Source organism: Nocardia rosealba (assembly GCF_020216065.1).
Lineage (GTDB): Bacteria > Actinomycetota > Actinomycetes > Mycobacteriales > Mycobacteriaceae > Nocardia > Nocardia rosealba.
In genome coordinates, this window is sequence record NZ_JAIWNA010000001.1 from 1,198,181 (window position 1) to 1,212,094 (window position 13,914).

At 68.2% G+C, this 13,914-nt stretch carries 12 protein-coding genes and 1 pseudogene; 8 read left to right on the top strand and 5 right to left on the bottom strand.

Features of this window, described 5'->3' with window-relative positions; all coding sequences use genetic code 11:
• Positions 1-68 precede the first annotated feature (68 nt).
• On the bottom strand, positions 69-833 hold the full coding sequence (locus tag LDL21_RS05460) for a hypothetical protein (RefSeq protein WP_225279021.1): 765 nt from the start codon (positions 831-833) through the stop codon (positions 69-71).
• A gap of 96 nt (positions 834-929) precedes the next feature.
• Between LDL21_RS05460 and LDL21_RS05465 the strand changes: the two genes are divergently transcribed.
• On the top strand, positions 930-1,883 hold the full coding sequence (locus LDL21_RS05465; protein WP_225279245.1) for a DNA polymerase domain-containing protein: 954 nt from the start codon (positions 930-932) through the stop codon (positions 1,881-1,883).
• A 3-nt stretch (positions 1,884-1,886) separates the two neighbouring features.
• Here the strand turns inward: LDL21_RS05465 and LDL21_RS05470 are convergent, their stop codons facing one another.
• The gene (locus LDL21_RS05470; RefSeq protein ID WP_225279022.1) at positions 1,887-2,381 is read right to left on the bottom strand and encodes a DM13 domain-containing protein; all 495 of its coding nucleotides are present in this window, start codon (positions 2,379-2,381) and stop codon (positions 1,887-1,889) included.
• A gap of 55 nt (positions 2,382-2,436) precedes the next feature.
• The gene (locus LDL21_RS05475; protein WP_225279023.1) at positions 2,437-2,997 is read right to left on the bottom strand and encodes a GlcG/HbpS family heme-binding protein; all 561 of its coding nucleotides are present in this window, start codon (positions 2,995-2,997) and stop codon (positions 2,437-2,439) included.
• Between the two features lie 198 nt (positions 2,998-3,195).
• Between LDL21_RS05475 and LDL21_RS05480 the strand changes: the two genes are divergently transcribed.
• The 3 genes and pseudogenes from LDL21_RS05480 to LDL21_RS05490 all read left to right on the top strand — a co-directional run.
• Positions 3,196-4,377, top strand: a complete 1,182-nt coding sequence (locus LDL21_RS05480; RefSeq protein WP_225279024.1) for a sensor histidine kinase — start codon at positions 3,196-3,198, stop codon at positions 4,375-4,377.
• 11 nt (positions 4,378-4,388) lie between these two features.
• Entirely contained in the window at positions 4,389-5,021 is a 633-nt protein-coding gene (locus tag LDL21_RS05485) for a response regulator (RefSeq protein WP_225279025.1), read from the top strand.
• 378 nt (positions 5,022-5,399) lie between these two features.
• Positions 5,400-5,726, top strand: a pseudogene (locus tag LDL21_RS05490) (transglycosylase family protein); the annotation flags it as partial.
• 88 nt (positions 5,727-5,814) lie between these two features.
• Here the strand turns inward: LDL21_RS05490 and LDL21_RS05495 are convergent.
• A complete protein-coding gene (locus LDL21_RS05495; protein ID WP_225279026.1) occupies positions 5,815-7,032 on the bottom strand; it encodes a PucR family transcriptional regulator in 1,218 nt (405 codons plus the stop codon).
• Between the two features lie 193 nt (positions 7,033-7,225).
• Here LDL21_RS05495 and LDL21_RS05500 point away from each other — a divergent pair, with 193 nt between their 5' ends.
• Positions 7,226-8,371, top strand: coding sequence for an esterase/lipase family protein (locus LDL21_RS05500; RefSeq protein WP_225279027.1), 1,146 nt, complete (start codon positions 7,226-7,228; stop codon positions 8,369-8,371).
• Positions 8,368-9,726 (top strand): lipase family protein, encoded by a 1,359-nt coding sequence (locus LDL21_RS05505; protein WP_225279028.1) that lies wholly within the window; start codon positions 8,368-8,370, stop codon positions 9,724-9,726. Before LDL21_RS05500 ends, LDL21_RS05505 begins: the two co-directional genes overlap by 4 nt.
• A 462-nt stretch (positions 9,727-10,188) precedes the next feature.
• On the opposite strand, the gene LDL21_RS05510 is transcribed toward LDL21_RS05505, so the two are convergent.
• Positions 10,189-11,142 carry a cation diffusion facilitator family transporter gene (locus LDL21_RS05510; protein WP_225279029.1) on the bottom strand — a complete coding sequence of 318 codons (954 nt, stop codon included), beginning with the start codon at positions 11,140-11,142 and terminating at the stop codon, positions 10,189-10,191.
• A 228-nt stretch (positions 11,143-11,370) separates the two neighbouring features.
• Here LDL21_RS05510 and LDL21_RS05515 point away from each other — a divergent pair, with 228 nt between their 5' ends.
• Both LDL21_RS05515 and LDL21_RS29985 read left to right on the top strand, forming a co-directional pair.
• On the top strand, positions 11,371-11,907 hold the full coding sequence (locus LDL21_RS05515) for a sigma-70 family RNA polymerase sigma factor (protein ID WP_255674284.1): 537 nt from the start codon (positions 11,371-11,373) through the stop codon (positions 11,905-11,907).
• A 167-nt stretch (positions 11,908-12,074) separates the two neighbouring features.
• Positions 12,075-13,826 (top strand): N-acetylmuramoyl-L-alanine amidase, encoded by a 1,752-nt coding sequence (locus tag LDL21_RS29985; RefSeq protein ID WP_308017114.1) that lies wholly within the window; start codon positions 12,075-12,077, stop codon positions 13,824-13,826.
• The last annotated feature ends 88 nt before the right edge of the window (positions 13,827-13,914 follow it).

Here is a 13,914-nt window from a genome sequence, read left to right on the forward strand (position 1 = left end):
CGATCGAGCTGTGCGTGCCCCTTATTCATAAAGCACAGGGACTCGAAATCGAAGCACTGACGGCTCTGTCAGTAGTTGTGGTGCCAGCCGAGGTCATGGAGGCGGTGGAGGGCGGCATCGAGCATGGCGCGGCCGGGGGAACCGTCTCGCCACCAGACTGACCAGTGGACGTCGATCGACAGCATCAGGAGGGTGTGGCGCCCGTCGGCGTCGGAGATGCCGGAGACGTGGGCCTCCCGCAATACGGTGACCGAGATCGGGGTCCAGAATCCGAGGTCGTACCTGCCGACCCACACTCCGTCGGATCGTCGTCGCACAGGGATTCGGAGGTCGCGAACCCTGTTGTCGAGATCGTCGAGGATGAATTCGTCACCGGTCGGCACCAGGGCGGTGGGCAGCGCGGCTAGTGTGTCGTCGACGCGGATCTGGCTCCATCCGCGCCATCGCAGCTCGGACGCTTCACCGGGCGTCGTCAGCAGTTCGTCGAGCATTGTCGTCATGGCATGTCCATCGACGCCGACCGGAGCGGACGATGTGGGCATCAGGACGCTGCCTGCGGCGTTCACGCGCACGTGGTCGTCGGGTTCCGACCGGTCGGCGACCATCCACACGCCGTCGACATCGCTCGTCACACATCGGGATGCCTCGAACCGCAGCGGAATGAACAAACCGCGGGACAGCTCGATGATGGCCGCCACCGCATGGTGGGCTGCCATCCGCTCTCGGTCGACCGGCGACACCGCGGGGTCCAGCGGCCAATCGAGATCGAGAAAGGCTCGCGGTGGGCCGAGGCCTGATGCGTAGATGTCGTATCCGGAATTCTCGGCGCGCACAGGAGTGAGCGTGCCGGTGCCGATACGTCGGCGGCAACGTCTTTTTCGATGAGCGCGGTGGTTGACCTGGTCAGTGGTGGGGTGGAGGGTGGAGCGATGGCCGGTAAAGAGGTGTGGGGCGGGGTCGAGATGTCGAATCTCGATCAGCCGCTGTTCGACGGTGCCGAGGCGACCAAGCGGGACCTGGTGGGGTACTTCGAGGCGGTGGGGGAGCGGCTGGTGAAGGTGCTGCGGGGACGTCCCCTGTCGGTGGTGCGGGTGCGGCCGGGGCAGGAGCCGTTCATGCAGAAGAATTTGCCCAAGTACACGCCGGAGTGGGTGGGGCGCACGACCGTGTGGGCGGAGAGTTCGCGGCGGGAGATCACCTACGCGCTGTGTGACGACCTGCGGACTCTGCTGTGGTTCGGGAATCAGCGGGCAGTCGAGTACCACGCGACATTGTTCCTGGCCGAATCAGCACCCGCGCCAACGCATCTGGTGCTCGATCTCGATCCATCACCGGGGCAGAAGTTCGCCGACGCGGTGGCAGGCGCCCGGCTGATCCGGGAGGCGCTGGCGGCCGACGGGCTGGCGGGGGCGGTGAAGACGAGCGGGTCCAAGGGGCTGCATGTCTTCGTACCGGTGGTCGACGGCATCGACGTGGAGGACGCGGCCGCGGCGACGCGGGCGGTGGCCGCGCGGGCCGAGCGCATCGATCCTGCCGTCGGGACAACGGCTTTCATCCGTGAGGACCGCCACGGGAAAGTGTTCCTCGACGCCACGCGTGCGGGCGGCGCCACCGTCGCGGCGGCCTACAGCCCGCGCATCCGTCCGGGCGTCACCGTGTCGTTCCCGCTGACCTGGTCGGACCTCGACGACGTGACGCCCGCGGATTTCACGCTGCGCACCGTGCCGGACCTGCTCGCCGACGCCGACCCGTGGCTGACGGAAATGCCGGAACCACAACAACTCCCGGACGACTTGATCGCCGAGGGCCACACCATCCCGGTCGCCCGGGTGCAGGCCATGCACGAGGGCAAACGACGCGCCCGCGCCCGTCGCGCGGAATGAGAATCAGACCGGAGTGAGCGTCGCCGCACCGAAGGACACGTGGAACCGCTCGCACCAGATGCTGACCGACCGCACCGAGGACAGATCGGTCCCGGCGGGCACCTCGTAGTTCTGGTTGCCCTCGTTGCCCTTCAACGCGCCGAGATCGATGTGGGCGCCGTCGTCGAAATTGTGCCAATCGTCAGGGACCACCGGTTGGTCTGTGAGCCAGACCCGCAGGGCGGGACCGTCGGATGTGCGCAGGTCGGCGATTCGCACCACCAGCGTGCCGTCGGCGGCTCGTTGCAACGCGACGGTGCCCGAGGTGTCGTGTTCGTGGGAGAGGAACGTGCCCTGAGCGAGCAGTGGCGGCGGAGCGCCGTCGGCGGCGACCACCGGCGCCTCGTCGACGGTGACCGTGGTAAACAACCGCCACGGCTGGAACAGATACAGCCCGACCGCCACAACTGTGACCAGGCCGATGGTGAGGACACTGAACAGAACCCGGCGTGCGGACATGATGCCTCCTTCGAGGTCCATCATTCTCCGTCCGCCCGCCGGGCGCAGCCTTCGATCAGTTACCGAGCGCGGCCACGCCGGCCTGCGCGAACTTCTCGTCGAGATCACCGCTCGGTGCGCCCGCCACGCCGATGCCCGCGATGGGCGCGCCCTTCGACTTCACCGGGGCACCGCCACCGAGGAACAGGGTGCCGTCGATGTCGGCGAGGTGGGGTGCGGACTCGAGTCGCTTGGTGAGCTCGCTGGTCGGTGCGTTCCACGACACGGAGGTGAACGCCTTCTGCTGGGCGGCGTCGTAGGACTGCGGGCCCGCGCCGTCACCACGCAGGGTGACGATCACATTGCCGTTGCGGTCGACCACGGCCACGCTCACCCGCTGGTTCTCCTTGGCGGCCGCGTCGAGCGCGGTCTGGGCGGCCTTGGTCGCGGCGGCGACCGACAGATGCGTGCTGGTGGCCAGATTGTTGTCGGCCGTCTCGACGACGACGGGGGTGCGGGTGGCAGGGTCGGGATCGGCGGCCTGCACGGTGACCACACCGACGACGCCCGCGCCGACGACGGCGGCGGTGGCACCGGCGACGATGAGACGGTTACGGGTGCTGAACTTGCTGGTCATTGCTGCTCCTGAGCATTTCTCGGCCGTCGGATCTGCGGCGCGGCCTGGTGATATCCATCCTGTTCGCCCGGCGGCTCCGGCGAATCGACGGTGTGGCTGGAGTACGCGGCCGGATCGGACGACACCCGGGTCAACCGATCGGATGACCCGCCGGGCCCCGGCGCCGGGGGAGAATGCCGAGGAGAGGGAGGAGGCCGCATGGACCTCGGTGACCAGCGCGAGGACACCCGTCTGCTCGCGATCATCGTGCACAGCGCGTTCTATGTGCTGCTCGCCGCGTCGCTGCTGCGCTGGCTGATCCGGCACAGCGAGACCCGGTCGACGCCGCTCATCGTCGTCCTCGCGGTGGCGCTCGCGGTGCTCTACGGGCTCAGCGAGTTGCGGGCGTCGCACCGGTTCGTGTGGTTCGCGGGGTTGGTGCTCACCTGGTCGGTGCTGGTGGTGCTCGCGCCGAGTTTCGCCTGGTGCGCGGTGCCGTTGGTGTACACGGGCCTGCGGATCCTGTCCGAACGCACCGCGGTGACGCTGGTGGTGGTGTTGACCGCGCTGGTGGTGGCCAGTCAGGTGCGCATCGCGGGCTGGCTCGATCCGAACCTGGTGCTCGCGCCGCCCGCGGTGGCCGCCGTGACCACCGCGTTGTTCGTCGGTATGCGCAGGCAGGCGACCCGGCAGGCGGCACTCATCGACGACCTCGTGCGAACCCGCCAGGAACTGGCCGACACCGAACGACGCGAAGGCACCCTCGCCGAACGTGAACGGCTCGCCATGGAGATCCACGACACCCTCGCCCAGGGTCTGTCCAGCCAGCGCATGCTATTGCAGGCCGCCGACCTGGTCTGGGATACCGACCGGGGGCTGGCCCGCACGCATCTGCGCTCGGCCGCCGAGATCGCCGAACGCGACCTCACCGAAGCGCGCCGCTTCGTCCACGATCTCGCCCCTGCCGATCTCGCCGCGGGCGGGTCACTGGCCGCCGCCCTGACCGCGCTCGCCGACCGCGAATCCACCGACACCCTCACTGTGCGATGCCATATCGAAGGTGCGCCGGTGCCACTGCCACAGCGCGCGGAGGCCACGCTGCTACGCATCGCCCAGGGCGCGCTGGCCAATGTGCGCGAACACGCGCGAGCGAGCACGGCGACACTCACGCTGACCAGCCTCGACGACCAGATCGTCCTCGATGTGGCAGACAACGGATGCGGTTTCGATCCCGGCGACGTCGGTGACCCGGCCGAGCATCGGGGTCACGGTCTGCCTGCGATCCGGGCGCGCGTGCGTCAGCTGGGTGGTACCTGCGCGATCGAATCGGCGCCGGGGGAGGGGACGGTGCTGTCGGTGTCGATCCCCTTGGCCCAGGTCGCACCGGGCGATGCCCGCTAGCATCGGCCGTTATGACCACCACCGTGCGCCTGCTGATCTGTGACGATCACGCGGTGGTGCGCGCAGGCCTGCACGCCCTGCTGTCGAGCGCACCCGGGATCGAGGTGATCGGGGAGGCCGCCGACGGTCCGGCGGCGGTGGCGCTGGCCGGGCGCCTGCACCCCGACGTGGTGCTGATGGATCTGCAGCTCGGCGGCGAGATGGACGGGGTGGCCGCGACCAGGCTCATCACCGCCCAACCGGCGCCGACACCGCACGTCCTCGTGCTGACCACCTACGACACCGATGCCGACATCACCCGCGCGATCGAGGCGGGCGCCACCGGATACCTGCTCAAGGCCGAACGCCCCGAGGAACTGTTCGCCGCCATCCGGGCGGCCGCGAGCGGGCAGACCGCGTTGTCGGCGCCGGTCGCGGCCAAGGTCATGGCCAAGATGCGCAACCCTGGGCCCACACTCACCGTTCGCGAGCGCGGCATCCTCGGCAAGCTGGCCGAAGGCCTCGGAAACCGGGAGATCGCCCGCGCGCTGCACATCAGCGAGGCGACGGTGAAAACGCATCTCGGGCGCATCTACGACAAGCTCGGCGTGGATACCCGGGCCGCCGCGGTGGCCGTGGCATCGGAGAAGCGGCTCCTCGCCTGAGGACCTTGCGGCCACTACTCATACAAAGGGTTGCCCGAATTGCCTGTAAGAAACGTGATCGGGCCCACTAAATACCTGTGAGGCCGGTCACAAATAGCCGCCTGGAGCACAGTTCTGTGATTACGGATTTATCACGAACGACCAGCGGTGAACAGCGTACGTTTGGACAAACTTTGCTACATAAGCGTCCGTGATCGGTGCGTGATCTTCTGTTGCGAAACAGCTACATTCGATCACGGCTTGAACAACAACCCGAGCCGAATCGAATCGCAGAACGCCGCAAAGCCTGCCCCGCGATTCGAGGATCCCCGACATACCTGTGGGGCAGGGACGCGGTAGTTCGAATACCGAGTCGGTGGGCGCAGGCAGGAAATGCTTATGTCTTTCAATCGCAAGTTCACCACCCGTGCCCTCGGTTTCGCCGCTGTTGCCGGTGCCATGATCGCCGTTCCGGCCGGTCTGACCACTGCCACCGCTTCGGCGAACAACTGGGACGCCGTGGCGCAGTGCGAGAGCAGCGGTAACTGGGGTATCAACACCGGTAACGGCTACTACGGCGGTCTGCAGTTCTCGCAGAGCACCTGGGAGGCCTACGGCGGCACCGGCACGGCCGACAACGCCAGCCGTGAGGAGCAGATCCGCGTCGCCGAGAACGTGCTCGCGGCCCAGGGCCCCGGCGCCTGGCCGACCTGCAGCGCCTACCTGTAAGGTACGCCGCGCAATAAAGACTTTCCTTGTCGGGAAACGGAATACCCGCTATTCGAAGCACACGTCGAATAGCGGGTTTTTTCGTTTATGCCGAATCCAGCCGATATACCGTGAGCGCGGCCGCCAGCATTCGTGAATCCTTCGGATCGGCCGGGTCGAGGCCGGTCAGATCGGCAATGCGGCGCAACCGGTAGGTGAAGGTATTGGGGTGGACATGAATCCGTCGCGAGGCGGTCTTCCGGTCGGCACCGTACTGCAGATGCGCTTCGAGTGCCTCGACGAGATGCGGGCTCGACAACAGTGGAATCACGCGCTGCGCCAACCGCTCTCGCGCCGGGCCCGGCCGGGTGAGCTGATACTCGAGCAGCAGATCGTCGAGGCGGTAACACCCGCCGGGTTTACCCCGGAGCCGAGCCAGCTCGGTCAGTTCGCTCGCGTCGTTGGCGGCGGTGGGAATGTCGTCGCGGGCCACCTCCGAGAACTCCGCGAGAAACACCGGAACCCCGAATTGTTCGGCCAACCGCGTGGCGAGCTGGTCGAAACGCGCGGCGTCGAGGACATCGGCCTCGGAGCGGCTCAGCAGGGCGATGCCGCTGGTGCCGTCGAAGGTGGCGGGGGTGGTCGTTCCGGTCAGCGCGTCGAGGTCGCGTTGCAACACCCGGATGCGGCGGCGCGTCAGCAGGTTGGCCGCGCTGCCGGTGCGCGGCTGCTCGTCGAGGTGGATCGCGAGGACCGTGTACTGCTCGGCCAGCGTCGTGTCGGCCCGCGCCGCGAGTTCCTCGGCCGGTAGCCCGCGCACCAGCGCCGAGCACAACTCGCGCCGTGCCTCGCGTTCGGCGTGGTAGATCGACTGCTCCACCTCGGTGTAGGTCTCGACCACGGTCATGTTGATGTGGCGGAGCAGGTCGAGCAGCCGGCTGAACACGTGGATGAACTCGAACATCTCGCTGGGCTCGGCCTCCGCCGAGGCCGCCGCGAGCAACGACTGCGCCGATGCGTGAATGGCGTCGATTAGCAGCGGCAACGGCAACCGGTCCTCGGCATGCCGCTCGGCGACCGGGGCGACGAACATGGCCACTTCCGACTTGGTGAACTCCCGATTCGAGGCGATCGCGTCGAGCACCGCCCGTCCGCAGGCATAGATTGTCGGCAGCACCTCGGCGGTGAAGTGGCCCGCGGGCAGTTCGGCGGGGGCTTTGGCGGCGAGTCCATCGGCGAGCATGCGCTCGGCGATCTGGGGCCAGCGACTCAACAGACGAGTCGTCAGATCGGGTGCGGCGGACGTGGCTTGTTCGGCGAGCATGCCTGGAATTGTGTCCCAAGACAGGGCGAAAGTGGGCGCTCCAGTCGGCTACGACGAGAACTTGGTTCACGAGACAAGAGCGGTGGCGTTTTCTGGGCGCACGGTGCAGTGACACCCTGTGGCGCCGGTCATAGATTCGCAGAACGCGCATCGGGCCGCCTGCCCGACGACGCTGTTCTACGGAAGTGAAACCTTGATTGCAACGACGCATCCTCTTCGCCGAACCCTATCCGCGTTCGGCATCGCCGCCGCGCTCCTCGCGCTCGGCACCCACTCGGCCGCCGCGACTCCCACACTCGAACCGACCGTCGCCTCGCTGGCCGAATATCTGAACGCCACCGCGCCGACCACCCCCGAGGGCCGCCCCACCGCCATCGCCGATACCGGCAGCGCCTCGGGCAGCGGTTCGGGCTCGTCGAGCCGTGCCTCCGACACCGTCGGTGAGGGCCCCTCGATGTCGGCCTATCTGCCCGCCTTCGCCTACGGCCTGCTGCACCCGGACGCCGCGCCGCCCAAGGCCAACCGCTGGGACTGCAAACCCACCGCGGCCCATCCCCGGCCGGTGGTCCTGCTGCACGGCACCTGGCTCAACGCCTACGACACCTTCTCCTATCTGTCACCGCGGCTGGCCGATGCCGGGCACTGCGTGTTCACCCTGAACTTCGGCAAGTCGACCCTGCTGGAGGCCGGTGGGCTCGGCGCGATCCTGCCCGGCCGCAACGGGGTGGGCCCGATGGTCGAATCCTCGGGCCAGGTGGCCGCGTTCATCGAGCGGGTGCTGGCCGCGACCGGCGCCGAACAGGTCGATATCGTCGGCCACTCCCAGGGCGCGACCATCGCCAACCACTACCTCAAGTTCGATGGGGGACAGGGCAAGGTCGCCACCCTCGTGAGCTTCGGCGGCACCCACCACGGCACCTCGCTGCTCGGTATCGCCTCGCTCGGTCGCATGATCAACAACGCGGGCATCGACATCCTCGGCTTCTACCGGCCGATCATCGGCGCCGCCAATGTGGAACAGGCCATCGGTTCGCCGTTCTACACCACCCTCAACGCCGGCGGCGACACCGTGCCCGGCGTGCGCTACACCGTGGTCGGCTCCCGCTACGACGAAGTGATGAACCCCCTCGACCTGGGCTTCCTGGTCGCCGGACCGGACGCGACCGTCGACAACATCACCCTGCAGGCCGGCTGCGAACAGGACGTCTCCGACCACCTGACGATGATGTACTCCCCCCGAGCCGCCTCCATCGCGCTGCGTGCTCTCGATCCGGCACGTGCACCCGAGCTGGCCTGCACGTTCAACCCGTGGTTCTTCGGCGGCGGCGGCAGCCTATGACCAGTTTGCTCGATCGGGCGGCCACCCTGCGCGGAGCACCGCCGCTGCCGCCCGACGATCCCTTCTACAGCGTCCCACCCGATCTCGAGACGCTCGCCCCCGGCGCGGTGGTGCGGTCGCGCTCGGTGGAGCTGGCACTGTTCGGCCTGGTGCCGCAGCGTATCGCCGCGTGGCAATTGCTCTATCGCACCTGCGATCTCGACGGCAATGCCGAGGTGACGGTGACGACGGTGCTCTTGCCCTGGGGCGCCGACCCGCGCGAGTCCCGTCCGCTCGTCTCGTTCCAGTGCGCGATCGATGCCGTTGCCCCGCAGTGCTTTCCGTCCTACGCCTTGCGCCGGGGCGCGCAGACCATCGGTTCGATCGCCCCGCTGGAACTGCCGATCATCGCGATGGCGCTGCGGCAGGGGTGGGCGGTCTCGGTCCCCGACCACGAGGGGACCGACGGGCGGTTCGGCGCCGCGAGGGAACCCGGTTACCGGGCGCTCGACGGCATTCGTGCGGCGCTGAGTTTCGGTGCGCTCGGGTTGTCGCCGTCGAATCAGGTTGCGCTGTGGGGTTATTCGGGCGGCGGGCTGGCCACGGCCTGGGCGGCCGAGCTGGCCGCCGAGTACGCCCCCGAGCTGGATATCGTCGGCGCCGCCGCCGGGTCGCCCGTGGGTGACCCGGCGGCGGCGTTCCTCCGGCTCAACGGTGGCTGGTTCGCCGGGTTCCCCGCCGTCTTCGTCGCCGGTCTGCGCCGCGCCTACCCGGAGCTGGTCCCCGTGCTGGAGGACCACTTCGACACACGGTTCCGCGCCCTGCTCGGCGAGGCCGAACAACGCAGTACCTTCGCGCTGTTGCTGCGGTTCGCCCGCCGCGATGTCGCCCGCCACCTGCGCGGCGGCATCGCCGAACTGCTCGCCGAACCGGTGCTGCGCCGCGTTCTCACCGACGTCGAGCCCGGCGGCAAGGCCCCGGCCGCCCCGCTGCTGGTGGTGCAAGGCGTGCGCGACGAGGTGATCGCGGTCGCCGACATCGACGCGCATGTCCGGCGCTACGAGCGGGCCGGTGCGGCCGTGCGGTACCTGCGCATCCGCAACGGTTCCCATCTGCCGCTGGAGTTCCTCGTCGTCCCGGTCGTCCTCGACTGGCTCGCCGACCGTTTCGCGGGCAGGCAGGCCGAGACCGGGACGGAGACGGTGACCTCGGTGGCCCGTTCCGTGCGGGCGATGCGCAAGCACCTGGAGTTCCTGCAGGTCGTGCTGACCATGGTCGCCGGCCGGTCGATCGGTGTGGCCGAGGCTCCGTCGACGTCGGCTGCGCAGTCCTCGCCGCTGGTACCGCAAGAAAGGGAAATATTACGCATCAGCTAATTCTCCGCACATTTCCCAAGGTCGTCGGGGCCCAAACATAAAAGGCTGATAAATAACTCTCAGAAACTTCTCATACAATTTTAAGTAACACGCTGTCGCACTTATAACCGCAGGTGGTGATAGGTGAAACTGGGTTACTGTAACGGCTGTCACTAATCCGTAATTTGCGTAACTCGCGGCGTTCGGGGGTCGATATGCCATTCGTAAGCCAGCCTCGGCTGGAGCATGAGAAACAGAGGAGTATTTATGATCCCCGTTATCATCGACACCGGTAGCGCCGCCCTGAACGGTCTTTTCGACACCCTGGGTGCTGCTCTGCACGGTCTGGTCGACACCCTGTGGACCGGCTCCTTCGGCGGCTGATTCGTCAGCGCTTTCGGCCGGTGACGGCCGGGTCGACGGGAACGTCGGCCCACGAGAATGCCCCGCACCTTCCGGTGTGGGGCATTCTCGCGTTCGGGGTCAGTGCGTGTGCGGCGCTTCGGCCGTGTGGGTGTCGCCGCAGGCGCTGCTCTGCCGGTTGCCGATCGCGAGCACCTCCGGGGTGGCGTGGTCGACCTGCAGGGTGACGTGGCTGATGTGATGGTCGTGGTCGAGCATGTGCGCCACGTCTTCGCGCACCGCGTGGCAATCGCGGCCCGGCTGCACCAGGATGTGCGCCGACAGGGCGGGGGAGCCGGAGGTGATCTCCCAGATGTGCAGATCGTGCACGCCGACCACGCCGTCGCGGGCGCGGATATCGGCGTCGATCTGCGCGGGGTCGAGGTAGTCGGGGGCGGCCTCGAGGAAGATGCGGCTCGACGCGCGGATCAGCCCGACACCCGCCTTGATCATCAACGCAACCACGATCAGGGTGGCGACGATGTCGGCGCGTGCCCAGCCCGTCAGGATGATGACCACACCCGCGACGGCGGTGGCGATGAACGCGAACAGGTCGTTGAGGATGTGCTGGTAGGCGCCCTCGATATTGAGGCTCGTCCGATCGGCGCGACTGATCATCCAGGTGGCGAGCACATTCACGGCCACACCGACCAGCGCGGTGACGAGCACGAGGACGCCGTGCACTTCCGGCGGCGCGAACAGTCTGCGGATCGCCTCGTAACCGAGCCACAGTGCGAGCAGGAGCAGGGTGAGCCCGTTGGCCTGGGCGGACAGGATCTCCACCCGCTTCCAGCCGAAGGTCATCCGTCCTTTCGGCGGGCGCGCGGCCAACCGGATCGCCCACAGCGCCAGCGCGATGGACGCGGCGTCGGTGGTCATATGCGCGGCGTCGGACAGCAGTGCCAGCGAATCGGCGACGATACCGACGATGACCTCGCCGATCAGGAACGTGACGATCAGGGCCAGCGCGCCTGCCAGCCAGCGTTTGTCACTGTCGGCCGACACCCCGTGGTCGTGCCCGTGTCCTGCGCCCATGCGATTTTCCCCTCTCCTGTGAACCGAACGGCGCAATCATATGCACGAATCGCTATGTATGCAATTCCTTCGTGACCCGGGAACGGAGCGAGCCCGGCAGCCCTGCTCCCCCCTCCTGGAGCAGGCCCGGCCGGGCTCGCAGGAACTACTTTCCAGCACGGCACCAGCAGGATCCTGAAGAGTCGCTTAAGGCGTTGTCATCGGGCGGTCCGGCCGCGATAACCCGGTATGGCGGACAACTTCTGTAACGCGCACTGCGCGCGACTGTGTACCAGGGACGGGCTGGCCGACGTGCTGGCCGCCGATCGCGGCCTGCTGCACTGGCGGGCCATGCGCAGCCTCGGTGATCGCGGGCTGGCCGAGCATGCCGTCCAGGAGACCTTGTTGCGCGCGTGGCGCGCGTGCGCCGACTTCGACGCGCGCAAGGGCAGCGTGCGCACGTGGCTGCTGGCGATCGAACGCAATGTGGTCGTCGACATCGTGCGGGCTCGGGCCGTGCGCCCGATCGATGTGGGTTTCGACGACCTCGCCGAGCTGGTGCCCTGCGGCAGGCCGGATTTCGCCGACGGGCTCGTCGACGGCTTGCTCGTCGACGAGCTGCTCGCCCGGTTGCCCGAACCTCAGCGTGCGGCCGTGGTCGAAGTGATTCTGCGTGATCGCGGATATCGGGAAGTGGCCGAGGATTTCGGGGTTCCCGTCGGCACGGTGAAGACCCGCGTGCACTACGCGCTCCGCTCGTTGCGGCAGTTGCCGGAGGTTGCCTGACGCACTTGAAAAATCGCCCATCTGGGCACCTGACCAGCGATTATCGGCCTATTGCAGTTCGGTAACGGCGCTTGCCCTGTCGTTGTACACGTGGCAAGAGTTAACTACTGGGTTTGGTGTTACCAATGGGAAGGGAGGGGTGCTCCGTTCCGGAGCGCCGACCGAACATGAAACCAGACATCATCAAGGCCGGTCTCTGCTCCACAGTCTCCGCCGCGGTCGTGGTGTCGCTGTCCGGGCTGCTGCCCGTGACCGCCCACGCCGACCCTGAACCAGCGCAGGGCGATCAGCTCGCCGGGAAGACGATCTTCCTCGACCCGGGTCATCAGGGTCCGGCCCATGCGGAAGATCTCGCCCGTCAGGTCGACAACGGCCGAGGCGGAACCAAGGACTGCCAGACCACCGGCATGACATCACTGGGCGGCGTCCCCGAACACACCATCAACTGGGAAGTGGCCCAGCTGGTGAAGACCTCGCTGCAGGCGCTCGGCGCCGAGGTGGTGCTCAGCCGCGCCGACGACGCCGGGTGGGGCGGCTGCGTGGACGAACGCGCCCGCGCCGCGAACGAATCCGGCGCCGAGGTGGCGGTGAGCATCCACGCCGACAGCGCACCCGCCGACCAGCGCGGCTTCCACCTCATCCTGCCGCAGCTCCCCGTGCCCGATCCGGCCGTCGAGCAGGCCCAATCACGAGCCGGGCTCGCCGCGTCGAGCGCGGTGCGCGACGCCTATGTCGCAGCCGGGATCCCGCCCGCGACCTATGGCGGTGCGAACAACGGGCTGCAGACCCGCGCCGACGTGGCCGGGCCCGCCTTGACCCGGGTACCGCTCGTTTTCGTGGAAATGGGCAACGGCGCCAATGCCGAGGACGCGGCGCTGCTCGAATCGCGCGAGGGACGGCTGCAGCACGCGGTGGCCATCACGACCGGATTGGTCGGCTATCTGCTGAACAAGCCGATCGGGCCCGCGCCTGCCCTGGCGTTGGCACCCAAGCCGATTCCGGGTCGGGCGCCGGTGGCGACCCCGGTTCCCACGCCCGGGCAGGAGCCCGAACCGGGTGCGGCGACGGACTCGACGAGCGAGAAGCCGGGTCAGTCCGATACGACCTCACCGCGTCGTGGTGCGCCGTCTACCAGCAAGTCCGCGCCCGGTGCCACAGGGGAGTCGGGTCAGGGATCGGTGCCGGAGTCCGACGGGACCGGGCAAGGGTCGGCGCCCGAGTCCGGTGGAGTCGGCCAGGGGTCAGCGCCCGAATCCGGTGGAACCAGTGAAGGGTCCGCGCCCGGCGCGGCGTCGGAACCCGAGTCCGGTGGAGTTGGTGAGGGGTCCGCACCCGGTGCGGCGTCGGGGCCCGAGTCCGGAGGTGTCGGCGAGGGGTCGGCACCTGAATCGGACGCGACCGGAAACGGTGCCGGCCCGGAATCCGGGGCCGGCGAGCAGGGATCCGCGCCCGAATCGGGCCCGGCAGGCGCACCCGCGCAGGGGTCGCCGGAGAACGGTGCGGCCGGTGACGAATCCGGCCAGGATCCGGCGCCCGTCGAGGAACCGTCCAGCGATTCCACCACCCCGGCAGCGCCCGCCCCGGCGCGCGCACCGGCCCGGGCCCCGATCGCCGACCCGGCGCCGCTGCCGTACGCCCCGGCCCGCACCGCACCCGGTGCCAACGCCCGCCCGCCCGCCGCGCCGGCCCCCACGCCGAGGGAACGCGGCGGTGCCGCCCCGAAGGCACAGCCGTACCAGGAGGAATCGGTTCCCGACATCACGTCGCTGAGCAGTTCCCTCGGCGGCCCGGTCCTCACGGTGATGAACATGCTGATGCCCATGGCCCAGTCCCTCGGCATGGACAACAGCGTCATCACCAATCAGCTCATCAACCTGGCCTACACCCTCGCCGGCGTCGTCTTCGGCCCGACGAAGTAGTCCACCGAACCCTTCGTTTCAAGATCACCACGCTCTGATGGCGGTCGATGCCGCCACCGGGGCGTGGTGATCGCGCGTCCAGGACCAG

Coding starts and splice junctions, on each gene's coding strand:
- LDL21_RS05465 (WP_225279245.1), top strand. CDS start 930: ATGGCCGGTAAAGAGGTGTGGGGCGGGGTCGAGATGTCGAATCTCGAT.
- LDL21_RS05470 (WP_225279022.1), bottom strand. CDS start 2,381: ATGTCCGCACGCCGGGTTCTGTTCAGTGTCCTCACCATCGGCCTGGTC.
- LDL21_RS05475 (WP_225279023.1), bottom strand. CDS start 2,997: ATGACCAGCAAGTTCAGCACCCGTAACCGTCTCATCGTCGCCGGTGCC.
- LDL21_RS05480 (WP_225279024.1), top strand. CDS start 3,196: ATGGACCTCGGTGACCAGCGCGAGGACACCCGTCTGCTCGCGATCATC.
- LDL21_RS05485 (WP_225279025.1), top strand. CDS start 4,389: ATGACCACCACCGTGCGCCTGCTGATCTGTGACGATCACGCGGTGGTG.
- LDL21_RS05495 (WP_225279026.1), bottom strand. CDS start 7,032: ATGCTCGCCGAACAAGCCACGTCCGCCGCACCCGATCTGACGACTCGT.
- LDL21_RS05505 (WP_225279028.1), top strand. CDS start 8,368: ATGACCAGTTTGCTCGATCGGGCGGCCACCCTGCGCGGAGCACCGCCG.
- LDL21_RS05510 (WP_225279029.1), bottom strand. CDS start 11,142: ATGGGCGCAGGACACGGGCACGACCACGGGGTGTCGGCCGACAGTGAC.
- LDL21_RS05515 (WP_255674284.1), top strand. CDS start 11,371: ATGGCGGACAACTTCTGTAACGCGCACTGCGCGCGACTGTGTACCAGG.
- LDL21_RS29985 (WP_308017114.1), top strand. CDS start 12,075: ATGAAACCAGACATCATCAAGGCCGGTCTCTGCTCCACAGTCTCCGCC.